This is a genomic window from Pseudomonas sp. SWRI22, assembly GCF_014268395.2.
GTDB lineage: Bacteria > Pseudomonadota > Gammaproteobacteria > Pseudomonadales > Pseudomonadaceae > Aquipseudomonas > Aquipseudomonas paracarnis.
The window spans coordinates 302,593-317,962 of the sequence record NZ_JABWQK020000003.1; the positions used below are offsets into that span (position 1 = coordinate 302,593).

Genomic DNA, 15,370 nt, shown 5'->3' on the forward strand with positions numbered 1-15,370 from the left:
GATGTTGTGGCCAGGGACGCTGATCGGCGCCGGGGCTGGCTTTGCCATTGCCAGTATTCCGGGGGCTCTGTTGGGGGCATTGCTGGGGCAGGCGCTGGATCGCCGTCTGCAACTGCACAGCTGGGCGCAGTTACGTGAACGCTTGGGTGGGCGTCCGGCCTTGCGCAACGACGAACTGTTGTTCGTGCTGCTGGGACGCCTGGCCAAGAGTAATGGCCGGGTTGTCGATGGGCATATCCAGCAAGCGCGCCAGGAAATGCGCGCACTGGACATGAGTGAGCCGGCCCAGCGCCGCGCGATCAGCGCCTTCAACCGTGGCAAGTCCGGCAGTGACCGTGTACGCAGTTACCTGCGGGTGCTCAAGACGCAGCCCCATGCGGCGGAAGGCGTGCTGCGCGCCTGTTGGCGCATGGCGTGGGCGGACGGTCGGGCGGATGCTGCCGAGCGCGACCTGATCGACCAGTGGGGCAAGTGGCTGGGCTGGACGCCGCAGCAGCTGCAGGCATTGGCGACCGATTACACGCCGGAGCGCAAGCCAGTGGCCAATCGTGGCGGGGCCTATCAGGAGGCGTTGCGTATCCTGGGGGTGACGGCAACCACTGAGCCTTCGGTGATCAAGCGCGCCTACCGCCGCCTGCTCAGCCGTCACCATCCGGACAAGATCGCCGGCACGGGTGCCAGCCCCGCGCAAGTGCGGGAAGCGACTGAACGAACCCGTGAATTGCATAACGCCTATGCGTTGATTCGTGAGCGGCGCGATTTTCGCTGAGGCTATCGCCACTCAACTCTATGTGGCAGTGGCAAGCCCTAATTGTAGGAGCGAGCTTGCTCGCGAAAAACTCCCAGGCGCCGCATTTATTCAGGAAGCACGCATTATCGTTGACGTTTTTCGCGAGCGAGCTCGCTCCTACAGAAAGCGATGTTGCCCCCTATAGCGGAGTGTCAGTCTGCGCCGCCCTGCGGGCTCAACCACCCGCGAACCCTGCGGTACAACTGCTCTTGCTCCGCCGCGCTATTACCGGGCAACGCCGTGAGCGACACCTGTTTATAGCTGTCATTCTTCGAGCGCTTGGCCGCCTGGCGTCGCTCCTGAGCGTTTTTGCGGTCCTGGGCGTCTTCTTGATAGAACACATCCGCCGTGGGCACCTTCAAGACCGGCGCCAGTTGTTGCAGGTCTGGTTGGCGAGCCGCAGGCGTCTTGCCGGCCACCATCATCAACCTCTGCACCTGGGAGGGTTGTTTCTCGCTCAGGTAGCGTGCCGCCCACCAGGCCCCGGTGCCATGGCCGAGCAACACCACGCTGCGGGCGCTTTGGGTCTGGGCGAAGGCGACGGCGGCGTCGATACGGTCGAAGATGCGCTTGGCGTCGGTCTTGTCCTGTTCATCCGCCCCCGGCACCACCGCCGGGTCTGTGCCCTCGGCCTCGGCACTGGCGGCTTGTTCGACCGGCTTGGCTGCGGTGCTGCCTTCCTTGCTGCTGGTATCGACCGCCGCTTTCGGCGGTTCGATGAGCCGTGGCGGCAGGGTGTCCACACTGACGTCAGGCAATGACAGACTGAGGGTGCCCCAGGCTGCGTCCGGCAACTTGCGCCGCAGAGGCGCGATTGCTTGCGGCCAGTCCGCGTTCTCCCCAGCACCTGGTATGAGGATCACCACACCCTCGGCTTCGGCGCTGTTGGCGGGTTTCCACAGCGCCAGGAACGACTCGCTACCAGCTTGCAATTGCTGTTGCTCTTGCAGCGGCACCTGCCGTTCGAGCGCACTGGCTTCTTGTTGGCTACGCTCGGACAGTGGCTGGCGTTCAGCTGGTTTTTCGACGGCAGGCGAGGGCGCATCCTCGGCCTGAACAGGCAAGACACTGGTAAACAGGAGTGACAGGCACAGTGCTGGCAGTGCCGAACGGTGAAGAAAAAGCATCGTTGATTCCCGGCCAGAAGTGATTCCAGCAGCCTAATGGGTTGGTCGGTATTTGTCAGGGGGATGAGGCGTGGTTCTCGTTACCAACAAGCTATCGGCGGTTTGTTGGCTGCCTTGATGGGCGCGGCGCGACCATTCAACCAGTGAATGGCAGACAACACGCCAGGTGCGGCTATTCTTGTGCCAGCCCATCATTCATAAGAGGCCGCGCACATGAGTACTTCCTCATTCAAGATCGCCCACAAACTGCTGACCGGCGCAGGTGCCATCGAACAACTGGCTGCCGAACTCACGCGCCTGGATGTGGATAATCCGTTGATCGTCACCGACGCCGCGCTGGTCCAGTCCGGCACCGTGGCGCTGGCCCTGGAGCATCTTGGGGACCGAGCCTACGAAATCTTCGACCGCGTGCTGCCCGATCCGGAAATTGCCATCGTTGAAGACTGCATGCGTGCGTACCGCGAAGGCGGGCATGACGGCCTGATCGGTGTGGGCGGCGGCAGTGCCATTGACATCGCCAAGAGCGTGGCGGCCTATGCCGGTTATCACGGCGCGCTGGCGGACTTGTTTGGCGTCGATCAGGTGCCGCGCAAAGGCCCGCCGTTGATCGCCATCCCCACCACCGCCGGCACCGGCTCGGAGGTGACCAACGTGGCGATACTGTCCGACAAGGCGGCACAGCTGAAAAAAGGCATCGTCAGCGATTACTTGCTGCCGGACGTTGCGCTGATCAGCCCGCAAATGACCTTGACCTGCCCACGCGGTGTCACGGCCGCCAGTGGCGTGGACGCCTTGGTGCACGCCATCGAGTCCTACCTGTCGCTGAATGCCTCGCCGATTACCGACGCCCTGGCCATCGGTGCGATCAAATTGATTGCCAGCGCGTTACCCAAGGCTTACGCCAACCCGGCCAACCTGCAAGCCCGTGACGACATGGCCACCGCCAGCCTGATGGCCGGCATGGCCTTTGGCAACGCTGGCGTCGGTGCCGTGCATGCGCTGGCGTACCCGTTGGGTGGGCGCTTCAACATTGCCCATGGCGTAAGCAACGCGCTGTTGTTGCCGTATGTGATGCACTGGAACAAATTGGCCTGCGTCGAGCGCATGCAGGACATCGCCCAGGCCATGGGCGTCAATATCGCCGGGCTGAGTGTGAATGACGCTGCCGACCAGGCTGTAGCGGCGATGACGCGGCTGTGTGCAGCAGTGGAAATCCCGTCGGGCCTGCGCAGTTTCGGCGTGCCCGAGGACGCCATCCCGGCCATGGCCAGCGAAGCCGCAGGCATTGAGCGCTTGATGCGCAACAACCCGCGCAAGCTCAGCGCCGCCGATATCGAAAAAATCTACCGGGCAGCTTACTAACCGTTGAGATAGGTCACGGTGCGCGCAGCAAAGCATGAGGTATACAATGCGCGCCATCGTGATTTAGCTCAAAAAAGGTGCGTCATGCAGCCCTTCGTCATTGCTCCATCGATTCTCTCTGCCGACTTCGCCCGCCTGGGTGAGGAAGTGGACAAGGTGTTGGCCGCCGGTGCCGACTTCGTGCACTTCGATGTCATGGACAACCACTACGTACCCAACCTGACCATCGGCCCGATGGTGTGCGCCGCGTTGCGCAAGTACGGCATCACTGCGCCGATTGATGCGCACCTGATGGTCAGCCCGGTGGACCGTATCGTCGGTGACTTCATCGAGGCGGGTGCGACTTACATCACCTTCCACCCAGAAGCTACGTTGCACGTTGACCGCACTTTGCAACTGATCCGCGAAGGCGGCTGCAAGGCGGGTTTGGTATTCAACCCGGCTACTCCGTTGAGCGTGCTTGAGTACGTGATGGACAAGGTCGACATGGTCTTGCTGATGAGCGTCAACCCAGGCTTCGGCGGGCAGAAGTTCATCCCTGGTACTTTGAACAAGCTGCGTGAGGCCCGTGCGCTGATCGATGCGTCGGGGCGTGACATTCGCCTGGAAATCGACGGCGGGGTCAACGTCAACAATATTCGTGAGATCGCCGCAGCGGGTGCCGATACCTTCGTGGCTGGCTCGGCGATCTTCAACGCCCCGGACTACCAGGCTGTCATCGACAAGATGCGTGCCGAACTGGCGCTGGCGCGTCCATGAGCGGTTTTGAGCAGTTGTTCCCCGGCAAATTGCCACGGCTGGTGATGTTCGATCTGGACGGTACCTTGATCGACTCGGTGCCTGACCTGGCGGCCGCGGTGGACCAGATGCTGCTCAAGCTGGGGCGCAAGCCGGCAGGGATCGAGTCGGTGCGCGAGTGGGTCGGCAATGGCGCGCCGATGTTGGTGCGCCGGGCCCTGGCCAACGACATCGATGCCACGGGTGTGGATGAGGTAGAGGCAGAGCATGCCTTGGAACTGTTCAATGCCGCTTATGAAAGCAGCCACGAACTGACCGTGGTCTACCCCGGTGTTCGCGACACCCTCAAGTGGTTGAGCAAGCAGGGCGTGGAAATGGCCCTGATCACCAACAAGCCGGAGCGCTTCGTTGCGCCGTTGTTGGACCAGATGAAAATCGGGCGCTACTTCCGCTGGATCATCGGCGGCGATACCTTGCCGCAGAAAAAACCCGACCCGGCGGCGCTGTTTTTCGTAATGAAAATGGCCAATATTCCGGCATCTCAGTCGCTGTTTGTCGGCGATTCACGCAGTGATGTGCTGGCGGCCAAGGCGGCGGGCGTGCAGTGTGTGGCCTTGAGTTATGGTTACAACCATGGCCGGCCGATTGCGGAGGAGTCCCCCGCGCTGGTGATTGATGACCTGCGACTGCTAATCCCCGGTTGCTTGGGCGCTGGCGCTGAGATAACGTTGCCCGACATTGATTCGTCCCCTTCTGGAAATTCCATCGTGGTGGTCACTCGCAAACTCTGGATGAAAGTCATCAAGGCCCTGGCCCGCTGGCGTTGGCGCGCCTGACTGATCCTGGCCGCGTTTGCGGCACGTTTGCCTACCTGACTGTTTGACCCTCACACCACGAGGCACCTCATGACCCGCGAAGAATTCCTGCGTTTGGCCGCTGCCGGCTATAACCGTATCCCCATGGCTTGCGAAACCCTGGCCGACTTCGATACGCCACTGTCGATCTACTTGAAGCTGGCCGACGAGCCCAACTCCTACCTGCTCGAGTCGGTACAGGGCGGTGAGAAGTGGGGTCGTTACTCGATCATTGGCCTGCCATGCCGTACGGTGCTGCGGGTACACGACCATCATGTGAGCATCTCCCATGATGGCGTGGAGATCGAAAGCCATGACGTAGAAGATCCGCTGGCTTTTGTCGAAACCTTCAAGGCGCGCTACAACGTGCCGACCATCGCTGGCCTGCCGCGCTTCAATGGCGGCCTGGTGGGGTACTTCGGCTATGACTGCGTGCGCTATGTGGAGAAGCGCTTGGGCAAATGCCCGAACCCGGACCCGCTGGGCGTACCGGACATTTTGCTGATGGTGTCCGACGCGGTGGTGGTGTTCGACAACCTCGCCGGCAAGATGCATGCGATTGTCCTTGCCGACCCGGCCCAGGCTGATGCCTTCGAGCAAGGCCAGGCCAACCTGGAAGCGCTGCTTGAGAAACTCCGCCAGCCGATCACCCCGCGTCGCGGCCTGGACCTCAGCCGTCCACCGGCGGCCGACCCGGTGTTCCGCTCAAGCTTTACCCAGGATGACTACGAGCGTGCCGTCGATACCATCAAGGAATACATCCTCGCCGGTGACTGTATGCAAGTGGTGCCGTCGCAACGCATGTCCATCGACTTCAATGCGGCGCCGATTGACCTGTACCGCGCACTGCGTTGCTTCAACCCGACGCCATATATGTACTTCTTCAATTTTGGCGACTTCCACGTCGTCGGCAGTTCGCCGGAAGTGCTGGTGCGGGTTGAAGACAACCTGATCACCGTGCGCCCGATTGCCGGCACGCGCCCCCGTGGCGCGACCGAAGAAGCCGACGTGGCGCTGGAAGAAGACCTGCTCAGCGACGACAAGGAAATCGCCGAACACCTGATGCTGATCGACCTGGGGCGCAACGACACCGGGCGTGTCTCGGAAATCGGCTCGGTGAAACTGACCGAGAAGATGGTCATCGAGCGGTACTCCAATGTGATGCATATCGTGTCCAACGTCACCGGCGAGCTGAAGGCCGGGCTGACGGCGATGGACGCACTGCGGGCGATTTTGCCGGCGGGCACATTGTCGGGGGCGCCGAAGATCCGTGCGATGGAAATCATCGACGAACTGGAGCCGGTCAAGCGTGGCGTCTACGGCGGCGCCGTCGGGTATTTTGCCTGGAACGGCAATATGGACACCGCCATTGCGATCCGCACGGCCGTGATCAAGGATGGCGAACTTCATGTGCAGGCTGGCGGCGGGATTGTGGCGGACTCGGTGCCGGCCCTTGAGTGGGAAGAAACCCTGAACAAGCGCCGAGCGATGTTCCGCGCCGTGGCATTGGCAGAGCAAACTCCACAAGACTGAAGCTGGAATAAAAAATGTGCGGGCTTGCCTGCGATAGCGGTGGATCAGCCAATACCTGTATGACTGACACTCCGCCATCGCAGGCAAGCCAGCTCCCACATTTGTTTTGCGCAGTATTTAGAAATCCAGACTGACCCCGACATTGATGCCTTGCTGGGTCAAATTGTCATCCTTCCTCAGGTTATACGCCGCGCGCAGTGCCAGGTCCTGAGTCAGCTTGTGGCTGACACCCAGGCTCAAGCGGTCAGAGTTACTGCGAGGCGTATAGCCGTCCAGCTTGAAGTCGATTCCCTGGACGCTGTTGAGCGAAATGTTCACCTTCTGGGTGTCATTTTCAAACTCATGCTCGTGTGCAACTTCGCCAAAAACCTGGGTTTGGGGCGCGATGCGGTAGCTGCCTTGCAGGCCGACGCCCAGGCGCTTGGAGTCGCGTTGTTGATCATCAAAGGTCAGGGCGGTGGAGCGGCTGTTTTTCTCCGAGTAACCATTGACTTCAACCCGCGCGTAATCGGCGCTGATGAACGGCGACAGGTGCCAGTCGCTGCCCGGTGTGGCGATGTCATACCCCACGCGGCCGCTCAGTGCCCAGAGCCAGCCATCGGTATCACCTTTCTCCGAGCCTTCACTGACACCCAGGGCGAACTTGCGCTTGAGGCTGTCGAAGTCCAGCTTGCCGCCGGTCAATGCGGCATCGGCCCACCAGTGATTTTGCTGATACTGAGCGAAAGCCGTGCCCATATAGCTGTTGAGCTTGTAGTCCGAATCATTGGCACCGGCTTCGAGGGTCTGCCGATACAGGCCAGCGGCAACGCCCACGCGCCAGTTTTCATCGAGCCGGTAGCTGCCACCGATATTCAGGTTGTAGCCGCTGCCGTCGCCACTGGCCGAGCTGCTCTGATCATCGAAATCCAGGCGTTGGCCGCCGCCGGCCACTATGGCGCGCCATTGGCCGACGGCTTGCCAACTGCCGTTGTCCGCTTGCCATTGGTTACGCAGCTCGTCCTGGTGGGCGCGCAATGTGCCTTGGGCCATTTCCGGCAGCAAGGTCAGTTCCCACGGCGCGGTGAGTAGCGAATAGGCGTAGTCGGCAATCAAGCGTTGCCCGGCCACAGTAGGGTGGACCGAGTCGTTGTAGATCAGCTTGGTTGGGTCCGGATTGGTACCGCCGATGCCGTAGGTTGGGTTGGCGGTGCAACTGTTGCCGCTGAAGCAGGTGCCGGTCAGGTTCTGGCCGGTGGCGAGGCCGAAGCGGGCCGGATCGGCGAAAGCCTCGTTCAACAACAGCGGGATGTTCAGCGGAATGACCTGCGCATCCACTTGTGACAGGCGCTGTACCAGGGACTGGTTGAAAATATTGCTCAGGGCCGAGGTCGCTGCTTGCTGTGGGGTGCCGTTGATGGCCGGCGTCAGCCCCAGGTCGGGTAGCATCCAGACCATGATGTAGCGTGCGCCGGCTTGTTGCAGGGCCTGGGCGCTGTCCGCCAGACGCCCACCTGCGGCGACCGCTTGAGCGGGGCTGAGTACCCGGCCTTGGAGGAAGTCGTTGCCCCCACCGGAAAGGAAGTAGAGCGCGTTCGGGTCAGCTCTCCCACCATTGGCCGGCAAATAGCCCTGCCGGCTGCGCAACACGGTGCCACCACCGGCATTGCCGGGGGGAATCGCAGCATCGGAGACTGAGGTAATAGAGTCGAGGATATTGTCGGTACGGTAACCACCCACTGCCCAGTTGTTCCCGTCTGGCAAACCTTGGGCTGCGCGAACGGGTGAGGTGGAGGCATTCAGGTCATTGGGGGCTACCCCCAATTTGGCACCCAATAGGGTTGAGGAGACCAGGCCGTACTCACCCTGGAAGTTCGCCCCGGTTCGATTGGTAAAGCGCAACGTGGCACCGGCCGAACCGTCGGGAAACTGGCCTGCATCAGCCAGGCTGTCGCCGAAAACCACCATAGTTGAATAAGGTGACGGGGCTGCGAACGCCTGGGCGCAGGCCAATGACAGGAGGCAGCCGGCAAGGGGCGTGAAAAACGCTGGTCTGAGCATGCAAGATTCCATTCGGTTGTTTTTATGTTGGAAGTGAAACACTAGCAAAATTTCTAGCATTTTCTGTAGGGATATGTGGAATCTGCCTACGTTGGCCCCCGTATTTGCGGCTCCATATTGCACCGCTGGCGAGCCTACGTTACTGTGCCTGAACGTATGAATGAGACCCTCCCCGTGTTGATCATCAGCAAACTCTTGATGCGAGTAGTCAAGGCACACGCCCGTTGGCGTTGGCGCGCCTGACATTTTTCTCTGCCGGCCTGGCCGGACCTGTACCGATTTGCCTTCTTCACCCGTTGCCTGACGCCCCTTGCCAACTCACCCTGGCAACCGGAACGTGCGTCTGGCAGCGGGTCACACTCTTGGAAGGCGGTCATTTGAAATCAGTGAATTCAAGAGGTTTGAACCCACATGTTGCTGATGATTGATAACTACGACTCCTTTACCTACAACGTTGTGCAGTACCTGGGCGAGCTGGGTGCCGAGGTCAAGGTGGTGCGCAACGATGAACTCACTGTTGCCGAAATCGCCGCGTTGAACCCCGAGCGCATCGTCGTCTCACCTGGCCCGTGCACGCCGACCGAAGCGGGCATCTCTCTGGAAGCTATCCAGTATTTCGCCGGCAAGCTGCCGATCTTGGGCGTCTGCCTGGGCCACCAGTCCATCGGCCAGGCGTTTGGCGGTGATGTGGTGCGCGCGCGGGAGGTCATGCACGGCAAGACCAGCCCGGTGTTCCATCGTGACCTGGGTGTGTTCCAGGGCCTGAACCTGCCGGTGACCGTGACCCGTTACCACTCACTGGTGGTCAAGCGTGAAACCTTGCCCGAATGCCTGGAACTGACCGCCTGGACCCAATTGGAAGACGGCTCGGTCGACGAGATCATGGGCTTGCGTCACAAGACGCTGAACATCGAAGGGGTGCAATTTCACCCTGAATCAATCCTGACCGAGCAGGGCTACGAGCTGTTCGCCAACTTTCTCAAGCAGAGCGGCGGCACGCGCTAAGGACTTTTCATGGATATCAAGACTGCCCTGAGCCGTATCGTCGGCCATCTGGACCTTAGCACCGCGGAAATGAGCGATGTGATGCGCGAGATCATGACCGGCCAATGCACCGATGCCCAGATCGGCGCCTTTATGATGGCGATGCGCATGAAGAGCGAAAGCATCGACGAAATAGTCGGTGCGGTGTCGGTGATGCGTGAGCTGGCGGACAAGGTCGAGCTCAAGACTCTCGACGGCGTCGTCGATGTGGTGGGTACCGGCGGTGACGGTGCGAATATTTTCAACGTGTCGACCGCCTCATCTTTTGTGGTGGCCGCCGCTGGTTGCACCGTCGCCAAGCACGGTAACCGTGCAGTGTCTGGCAAGAGCGGCAGTGCCGACTTGCTGGAAGCGGCCGGTATTTACCTGAACCTCACGCCGGTGCAAGTAGCGCGCTGCATTGACAGCGTTGGTATCGGCTTCATGTTTGCTCAGTCCCATCATGGCGCAATGAAACACGCTGCCGGCCCGCGTAAGGACCTTGGCTTGCGTACCCTGTTCAACATGCTCGGCCCGCTTACGAATCCGGCCGGTGTGAAGCACCAGGTGGTAGGCGTGTTCAGCCAGGCGCTGTGCCGGCCGCTGGCCGAAGTCTTGCAGCGCCTGGGCAGCAAGCATGTGCTGGTGGTGCATTCCAAGGATGGCCTCGACGAATTCAGCCTGGCGGCGCCGACCTTCGTGGCGGAGCTGAAGAACGACGAGGTCACCGAATATTGGGTCGAGCCCGAAGACCTGGGTATGAAAAGCCAGAGCTTGCACGGCCTGGCGGTGGAAAGCCCGGCAGCTTCGTTGGAATTGATTCGTGATGCCCTGGGGCGTCGCAAGACCGAAAACGGTCAAAAAGCTGCGGAGATGATTGTGCTTAATGCTGGCGCAGCCCTTTACGCCGCTGACCATGCCTATAGTCTCAAGGAAGGTGTCGCCTTGGCCCACGATGCGCTGCACACCGGCCTGGCTCGTGAGAAGCTCGAAGAGCTGGGAGCATTCACCGCCGTATTCAAGATGGAGAATGAAGGATGAGTGTGCCAACTGTTCTGGAAAAGATCCTGGCCCGTAAGGCTGAAGAAGTGGCCGAGCGCCGCGCCCGCGTGAGCCTGGCCGAGTGGGAAGCGCAGGCGAAAAGCGCCGAGGCACCACGCGGCTTTGCCAATGCCTTGATCGCCCAGGCCAAGCTCAAGCAGCCGGCCGTGATCGCCGAGGTCAAGAAAGCCTCGCCGAGCAAAGGCGTGATTCGCGAACACTTCGTACCCGCTGAGATCGCCGTCAGTTACGAGAAGGGTGGGGCAACCTGCTTGTCTGTGCTGACGGATATTGACTACTTCCAGGGTTCCGACCCGTTCCTGCAACAGGCGCGCGCTGCGTGCAAGCTGCCGGTGATCCGCAAGGATTTCATGATCGACCCGTACCAAATCGTCGAAGCTCGTGCCTTGGGTGCCGACTGCGTGTTGCTGATTGTCTCGGCATTGGATGACGTGAAGATGGCCGAGCTGGCGGCCGTGGCCAAAAGCGTCGGCCTGGACGTGTTGGTCGAAGTGCATGACGGCGACGAGCTGGAGCGCGCATTGAAGACCCTCGATACTCCGCTGGTGGGCGTCAACAACCGTAACCTGCATACCTTCGACGTCAGCCTGGAAACTACCCTCGACCTGCTGCCGCGTATTCCGCGCGATCGCTTGGTGATTACCGAGAGTGGCATCGTCAATCGCGCCGATGTGGAATTGATGGAAATCAGTGGTGTGTACTCGTTCCTGGTGGGCGAGACCTTTATGCGCGCCGAGAACCCGGGGGCGGAACTGCAGCGTTTGTTCTTCCCGGAGCGCGGTACGACGATCAGCGGTTCGACACTAGACTGATTTGAAATACGCTCCTACATTGGTTTTGTGTTTATTCAGGTAGGTGTTCGATGCTCCAGCCCGTGATCATGACTGTCGAAGCTGGCCTTGCCGCCGAGCAAGACCTATTGGCAGCCGTTTGCGCGGGTGAGCAGGCATTCGGATTGCTGTTCTGGCAGCCCAGTGACCAAGCACTGGTCATGCCGCGCCGTTTGAGCCGGCTGCCGGCATTCGCGGTGGCGAGCCAGGTTTCGGCCGATGCGGGTTGGCCGGTATTGCTGCGTGAAACCGGCGGTGAGCCGGTGCCGCAGTCCGGCGCCACGGTCAACATCGCCCTGGTCTATGCCCCACCGCGTAGCGAAGGCGACCAGGGGCGCATCGAAACCGGCTATCAGCGTTTGTGCCAACCGATCTGTGATCTGTTGATCGAGTTGGGTGGCGATGCGTCCGTCGGCGAAATTGACGGTGCTTTTTGCGACGGTCGTTACAACGTCAACCTCAATGGCCGCAAAATGGTGGGCACTGCCCAGCGTTGGCGACAAAGCGGTGGCCGCCCGGTCGGGTTGGTGCACGGGGCGATGTTGCTGGAGAATGATCGGGAGGAATTGATTGCGGCGGTCAACCGCTTCAATCAAGCCTGCGGCTTGGAGCAGCGGGTTCGCGCCGATAGCCATATCGCACTGCACGAAGCGTTTCCCGCGCCGGACGCGATCAGTCGGCTCGACACGTTGTACCGGCAGATGCTGACTGGCTTCCTGCCGGTTTAACGGGTACCAAATACCACCATTGTCTTGCCTTTGACATGCACCAGGTTGCGTTCTTCCAAATCCTTGAGCACGCGGCCGACCATTTCCCGCGAACACCCGACAATACGTCCGATCTCCTGGCGCGTGACTTTGATCTGCATGCCGTCGGGATGGGTCATGGCATCGGGTTGCTTGCATAGCTCCAGCAGGCAGCGAGCGACGCGGCCGGTGACATCAAAGAACGCCAGGTCGCCGACTTTGCGGGTGGTGTCACGCAGGCGCTGGGCGATCTGGCCGCTCAGGGCGTACAAGATGTCCGGATCATGCTGGGCCAATTCGCGAAATTTCGCATAGCTGATTTCGGCCACTTCGCACTCAACTTTGGCCCGTACCCAAGCACTACGTTCCTGCTCTTTGCCTGCTTGTTCAAACAAACCCAGCTCCCCGAAGAAGTCTCCGGCGTTGAGGTAGGCAATGATCATCTCACGGCCATCCTCATCCTCGATCAGAATGGTGACTGAGCCCTTGATGATGAAGAACAGGGTTTCTGAGCGCTCGCCGGCGCAGATGATGTTGTGCTTGGCCGGATGACGTCGGCGCTGGCAATGCAGCAACAGCTTGTCGAGGTTCTTGATCTTGGGTGTGGGAGTAAGAGCAACCATGGTTGTATCCCGAAAAGACTGCGCGGTGTCGTTGGCGTTGTTTTTATCCAGCGGCATCTCATTGATATACGCTGTACAAGTCATGGCCATGCGCCATTCATTTGGCGCCAGCTTACCAGACACCTTCTGTCGCGATTAGCCAATTTAGCGGCAAACGCTGTCATTTATCGAATTTATGCAGAGCGCTGCTGTTTCAAGGCCCTGTGCTAAGCTGGCGACCCTTTTTTAGCAGTGGAGTCTGGGCGATGAAGGCACGCATCCAATGGGCGGGCGAAGCCATGTTCCTCGGTGAGTCGGGCAGCGGCCACGTGGTGGTTATGGATGGCCCGCCGGAAGCCGGCGGTCGGAACCTGGGTGTACGCCCCATGGAAATGTTGCTGCTGGGTGTGGGCGGTTGCAGCAATTTCGACGTGGTCAGCATCTTGAAGAAGTCCCGGCAAGCCGTGGAAAGCTGCGAAGCCTTCCTGGAGGCCGAGCGCGCCACTGAAGACCCCAAGGTTTTCACCAAGATTCATATGCATTTCGTGGTCAAGGGCCGGGCGCTGAAAGAAGCCCAGGTCAAGCGTGCCATCGAGCTGTCGGCCGAGAAGTACTGCTCAGCATCGATCATGCTGGGGGCCGCGGGCGTGGTCATTACCCACGACTACGAAATCATCGAGCTGGGTTGATTGCAGCAGGCAAAAGAAAGGGCGCTTCGGGCGCCCTTTTTTTCGGTTCAGATTCGATAAGTGCTTTTGGTCATGACCTTGGCCAACAGGCTCATGCCGAACCGTACCGGGGCTGGAAAGCGGAAGCCGCCCGCGTCCAGCGCGCTCTCTGCGTGGTGTTCTTCATCGATGCGCATCTGCTCAAGAATGGCCCGTGACTTTTCGTCTTCGGCCGGCAGTTGCTCCAGGTGTTCGTCCAGGTGCTTGCACACCTGATGTTCTGTCGCGGCCACAAACCCCAGGCTGACTTTGTCGCTGATCAGCCCGGCAGCCGCGCCGATACCAAACGACAAGCCATAAAACAGTGGATTGAGCACGCTGGGATGGCTGCCCAACTGGCGGATGCGTTGTTCGCACCAGGCCAGATGGTCGATCTCTTCCTCGGCCGCATGCTCCATCGCCGTGCGTACCTGTGGCAACTTGGCGGTCAGCGCCTGGCCCTGGTACAACGCCTGGGCACAGACTTCGCCGGTATGGTTGATGCGCATCAGGCCAGCGACGTGACGGGTATCGGTCTCGCTCAGCTGTACATCCGGCTGCACGATGGCGGGCGATGGACGGTAGGGCTGGCCGCTGAATGGCAGCAGGGTGCGCATGGCCATGTCGGCTTGCAGCAACAGACGGTCAATCGGCGAGTAGTGACGTTGGGTAGTCATGCTGACCTCCGGGAAGAATCTCGGCGGCCAGTTTACCGCAAGAGAGCGTCCAGCGTTTGTGCTGAGTCAATTTGCCCTTGTGCACTCAGCCCGGTGGCCAGTTCATCTGGCGCTGACCCAGCACGTGCATATGGATGTGGTAAACGGTTTGCCCGCCGTCTTCATTGCAATTCATCACCACACGAAAGCCTTTTTCGCAGCCTTGTTCCACGGCCAGGCGTTGGGCGGTGAACAGGATATGGCCGGCCAGCGCCTTATCGTCCTCGGTCAGGTCGTTGAGGGTACGAATGGGCTTTTTCGGGATAACCAGGAAATGCACTGGCGCCTGCGGGGCGATATCGTGAAAAGCCAGGACTTGGTCATCTTCATAGATGATCTTCGCCGGTATTTCCCTGTTGATGATCTTGGTGAACAGAGTATCCACAGCTGTATCTCCATCGTGAAAGGTGAGGTGAGTGTACGTAGGCCATCAGCGTGGGCAATAGGCTTTGTTGATGGCGCCGGCAATTATGCGGGTGAGCCAGCGGGGGCTCAGGCGTGGGCTGAACGTCAGCCAACGATTGCGGCGCCCGGGAATGATGATGGCCTTGTTCTTTTCCAGCGCCCGCACGGTGTACAGCGCGACTTCTTCCGGGCTCATCAGCTGCTGGCTGCGGTCGAGTTTCGCCGTATCCATCTGCGCGGTGCCGAAGAATGCGGTGCGCGTGGGGCCGGGGCACAGCACTGAAACCTTGATGCCGCAGGTCTTCAATTCTTCGCGCAACCCTTCGGAGAAGTGCAATACGTAGGCTTTGCTGGCGTAGTAGCTGCTCATCCACGGCCCAGGCTGGAAGGCGGCGACCGAAGCCACATTGAGGATTTGCCCGCCGCCATGCAGGGCCATCGCATTGCCCAGTGCGTGGCACATGCGGGTCAAGGCCAGGATGTTGACTTCGATGAGGTCCTGCTCGGTCATCCAGTCCTGGGCCAGGAACGGCCCGCTGGTGCCGATGCCGGCGCAGTTGACCAGCAGGTCGATCTGCCGCTCACCCTCTTCGAGTTCCAGCAAAAAGCCGGACAAACGCAGCGGCTCGCCCAAATCACAGGCACGAAACAGCACCTCGACGCCGAAGCGTTGGGTCAACTCCAATGCAATGCTTTCCAACTGATCACGCTGACGGGCCACCAGAATCAAGCTACGGCCGCGCCGTGCCAAGGCCTCGGCCAATGCCAGGCCGATGCCACTGGAGGCGCCGGTGATCAGAGCGTAACGGGTCATGCCTTTCTCCATCGCAACGCC

General features: G+C 60.4%; 16 protein-coding genes. 10 read left to right on the forward strand and 6 right to left on the reverse strand.

Features of this window, described 5'->3' with window-relative positions; translation table 11 throughout:
- Position 1 precedes the first annotated feature (1 nt).
- Positions 2-769: a TerB family tellurite resistance protein gene (locus tag HU730_RS24310; RefSeq protein WP_186527629.1), complete on the forward strand. Its 768-nt coding sequence runs from the start codon at positions 2-4 to the stop codon at positions 767-769.
- Positions 770-942: 173 nt separating this feature from the next.
- On the opposite strand, the gene HU730_RS24315 is transcribed toward HU730_RS24310, so the two are convergent.
- Positions 943-1,917, reverse strand: a complete 975-nt coding sequence (locus HU730_RS24315) for an alpha/beta hydrolase family protein (protein ID WP_186527630.1) — start codon at positions 1,915-1,917, stop codon at positions 943-945.
- A 213-nt stretch (positions 1,918-2,130) separates the two neighbouring features.
- Here HU730_RS24315 and HU730_RS24320 point away from each other — a divergent pair, with 213 nt between their 5' ends.
- The 4 genes from HU730_RS24320 to trpE all read left to right on the forward strand — a co-directional run bounded on the left by HU730_RS24320 (position 2,131) and on the right by trpE (position 6,404).
- The gene (locus HU730_RS24320; protein ID WP_003194705.1) at positions 2,131-3,279 is read left to right on the forward strand and encodes an iron-containing alcohol dehydrogenase; all 1,149 of its coding nucleotides are present in this window, start codon (positions 2,131-2,133) and stop codon (positions 3,277-3,279) included.
- A gap of 84 nt (positions 3,280-3,363) precedes the next feature.
- Complete coding sequence (gene rpe, locus HU730_RS24325; protein ID WP_003194703.1) at positions 3,364-4,038, forward strand: ribulose-phosphate 3-epimerase; 675 nt, start codon at positions 3,364-3,366, stop codon at positions 4,036-4,038.
- A complete protein-coding gene (locus HU730_RS24330) occupies positions 4,035-4,853 on the forward strand; it encodes a phosphoglycolate phosphatase (RefSeq protein ID WP_044269436.1) in 819 nt (272 codons plus the stop codon). The genes rpe and HU730_RS24330 overlap by 4 nt, the downstream gene beginning before the upstream one ends.
- A 69-nt stretch (positions 4,854-4,922) precedes the next feature.
- Positions 4,923-6,404: an anthranilate synthase component I gene (gene trpE / locus HU730_RS24335; protein WP_133633443.1), complete on the forward strand. Its 1,482-nt coding sequence runs from the start codon at positions 4,923-4,925 to the stop codon at positions 6,402-6,404.
- Positions 6,405-6,521: 117 nt separating this feature from the next.
- On the opposite strand, the gene estP is transcribed toward trpE, so the two are convergent.
- Entirely contained in the window at positions 6,522-8,444 is a 1,923-nt protein-coding gene (estP, locus tag HU730_RS24340) for an esterase EstP (protein ID WP_186527631.1), read from the reverse strand.
- A gap of 411 nt (positions 8,445-8,855) precedes the next feature.
- Between estP and HU730_RS24345 the strand changes: the two genes are divergently transcribed.
- Genes HU730_RS24345 through HU730_RS24360 form a run of 4 tightly spaced genes read left to right on the forward strand, consistent with a single transcriptional unit; the run spans position 8,856 to position 12,087 of the window.
- Positions 8,856-9,449, forward strand: coding sequence for an aminodeoxychorismate/anthranilate synthase component II (locus tag HU730_RS24345; protein WP_044269431.1), 594 nt, complete (start codon positions 8,856-8,858; stop codon positions 9,447-9,449).
- 9 nt (positions 9,450-9,458) lie between these two features.
- Positions 9,459-10,508, forward strand: coding sequence for an anthranilate phosphoribosyltransferase (gene trpD / locus HU730_RS24350; protein WP_003194694.1), 1,050 nt, complete (start codon positions 9,459-9,461; stop codon positions 10,506-10,508).
- The gene (gene trpC / locus HU730_RS24355; protein ID WP_186527632.1) at positions 10,505-11,341 is read left to right on the forward strand and encodes an indole-3-glycerol phosphate synthase TrpC; all 837 of its coding nucleotides are present in this window, start codon (positions 10,505-10,507) and stop codon (positions 11,339-11,341) included. Before trpD ends, trpC begins: the two co-directional genes overlap by 4 nt.
- Before the next feature lie 50 nt (positions 11,342-11,391).
- The gene (locus HU730_RS24360) at positions 11,392-12,087 is read left to right on the forward strand and encodes a lipoate--protein ligase family protein (RefSeq protein ID WP_054896806.1); all 696 of its coding nucleotides are present in this window, start codon (positions 11,392-11,394) and stop codon (positions 12,085-12,087) included.
- On the opposite strand, the gene crp is transcribed toward HU730_RS24360, so the two are convergent.
- Positions 12,084-12,728 (reverse strand): cAMP-activated global transcriptional regulator CRP, encoded by a 645-nt coding sequence (gene crp, locus HU730_RS24365; protein WP_054896815.1) that lies wholly within the window; start codon positions 12,726-12,728, stop codon positions 12,084-12,086. The two genes, HU730_RS24360 and crp, sit on opposite strands and share 4 nt — an antisense overlap.
- A gap of 245 nt (positions 12,729-12,973) precedes the next feature.
- On the opposite strand from crp, the gene HU730_RS24370 reads away from it, so the two are divergent.
- Positions 12,974-13,396, forward strand: coding sequence for an OsmC family protein (locus HU730_RS24370; RefSeq protein WP_003194686.1), 423 nt, complete (start codon positions 12,974-12,976; stop codon positions 13,394-13,396).
- Positions 13,397-13,443: 47 nt separating this feature from the next.
- Here HU730_RS24370 and coq7 read toward each other — a convergent pair whose 3' ends face one another.
- The 3 genes from coq7 to HU730_RS24385 all read right to left on the reverse strand — a co-directional run bounded on the left by coq7 (position 13,444) and on the right by HU730_RS24385 (position 15,349).
- Positions 13,444-14,091: a 2-polyprenyl-3-methyl-6-methoxy-1,4-benzoquinone monooxygenase gene (coq7, locus tag HU730_RS24375; protein WP_003194684.1), complete on the reverse strand. Its 648-nt coding sequence runs from the start codon at positions 14,089-14,091 to the stop codon at positions 13,444-13,446.
- 85 nt (positions 14,092-14,176) lie between these two features.
- A complete protein-coding gene (locus HU730_RS24380) occupies positions 14,177-14,515 on the reverse strand; it encodes a histidine triad nucleotide-binding protein (protein WP_003194682.1) in 339 nt (112 codons plus the stop codon).
- Between the two features lie 45 nt (positions 14,516-14,560).
- Positions 14,561-15,349 (reverse strand): SDR family oxidoreductase, encoded by a 789-nt coding sequence (locus HU730_RS24385; RefSeq protein WP_186527633.1) that lies wholly within the window; start codon positions 15,347-15,349, stop codon positions 14,561-14,563.
- Positions 15,350-15,370 lie beyond the last annotated feature (21 nt).

Excerpts from the sequence above, each read along its gene's own strand:
- HU730_RS24310 (WP_186527629.1), top strand. The coding sequence starts at position 2 with ATGTTGTGGCCAGGGACGCTGATCGGCGCCGGGGCTGGCTTTGCCATT.
- HU730_RS24315 (WP_186527630.1), bottom strand. The coding sequence starts at position 1,917 with ATGCTTTTTCTTCACCGTTCGGCACTGCCAGCACTGTGCCTGTCACTC.
- HU730_RS24320 (WP_003194705.1), top strand. The coding sequence starts at position 2,131 with ATGAGTACTTCCTCATTCAAGATCGCCCACAAACTGCTGACCGGCGCA.
- rpe (WP_003194703.1), top strand. The coding sequence starts at position 3,364 with ATGCAGCCCTTCGTCATTGCTCCATCGATTCTCTCTGCCGACTTCGCC.
- HU730_RS24330 (WP_044269436.1), top strand. The coding sequence starts at position 4,035 with ATGAGCGGTTTTGAGCAGTTGTTCCCCGGCAAATTGCCACGGCTGGTG.
- trpE (WP_133633443.1), top strand. The coding sequence starts at position 4,923 with ATGACCCGCGAAGAATTCCTGCGTTTGGCCGCTGCCGGCTATAACCGT.
- estP (WP_186527631.1), bottom strand. The coding sequence starts at position 8,444 with ATGCTCAGACCAGCGTTTTTCACGCCCCTTGCCGGCTGCCTCCTGTCA.
- HU730_RS24345 (WP_044269431.1), top strand. The coding sequence starts at position 8,856 with ATGTTGCTGATGATTGATAACTACGACTCCTTTACCTACAACGTTGTG.
- trpD (WP_003194694.1), top strand. The coding sequence starts at position 9,459 with ATGGATATCAAGACTGCCCTGAGCCGTATCGTCGGCCATCTGGACCTT.
- trpC (WP_186527632.1), top strand. The coding sequence starts at position 10,505 with ATGAGTGTGCCAACTGTTCTGGAAAAGATCCTGGCCCGTAAGGCTGAA.
- HU730_RS24360 (WP_054896806.1), top strand. The coding sequence starts at position 11,392 with ATGCTCCAGCCCGTGATCATGACTGTCGAAGCTGGCCTTGCCGCCGAG.
- crp (WP_054896815.1), bottom strand. The coding sequence starts at position 12,728 with ATGGTTGCTCTTACTCCCACACCCAAGATCAAGAACCTCGACAAGCTG.
- HU730_RS24370 (WP_003194686.1), top strand. The coding sequence starts at position 12,974 with ATGAAGGCACGCATCCAATGGGCGGGCGAAGCCATGTTCCTCGGTGAG.
- coq7 (WP_003194684.1), bottom strand. The coding sequence starts at position 14,091 with ATGACTACCCAACGTCACTACTCGCCGATTGACCGTCTGTTGCTGCAA.
- HU730_RS24385 (WP_186527633.1), bottom strand. The coding sequence starts at position 15,349 with ATGACCCGTTACGCTCTGATCACCGGCGCCTCCAGTGGCATCGGCCTG.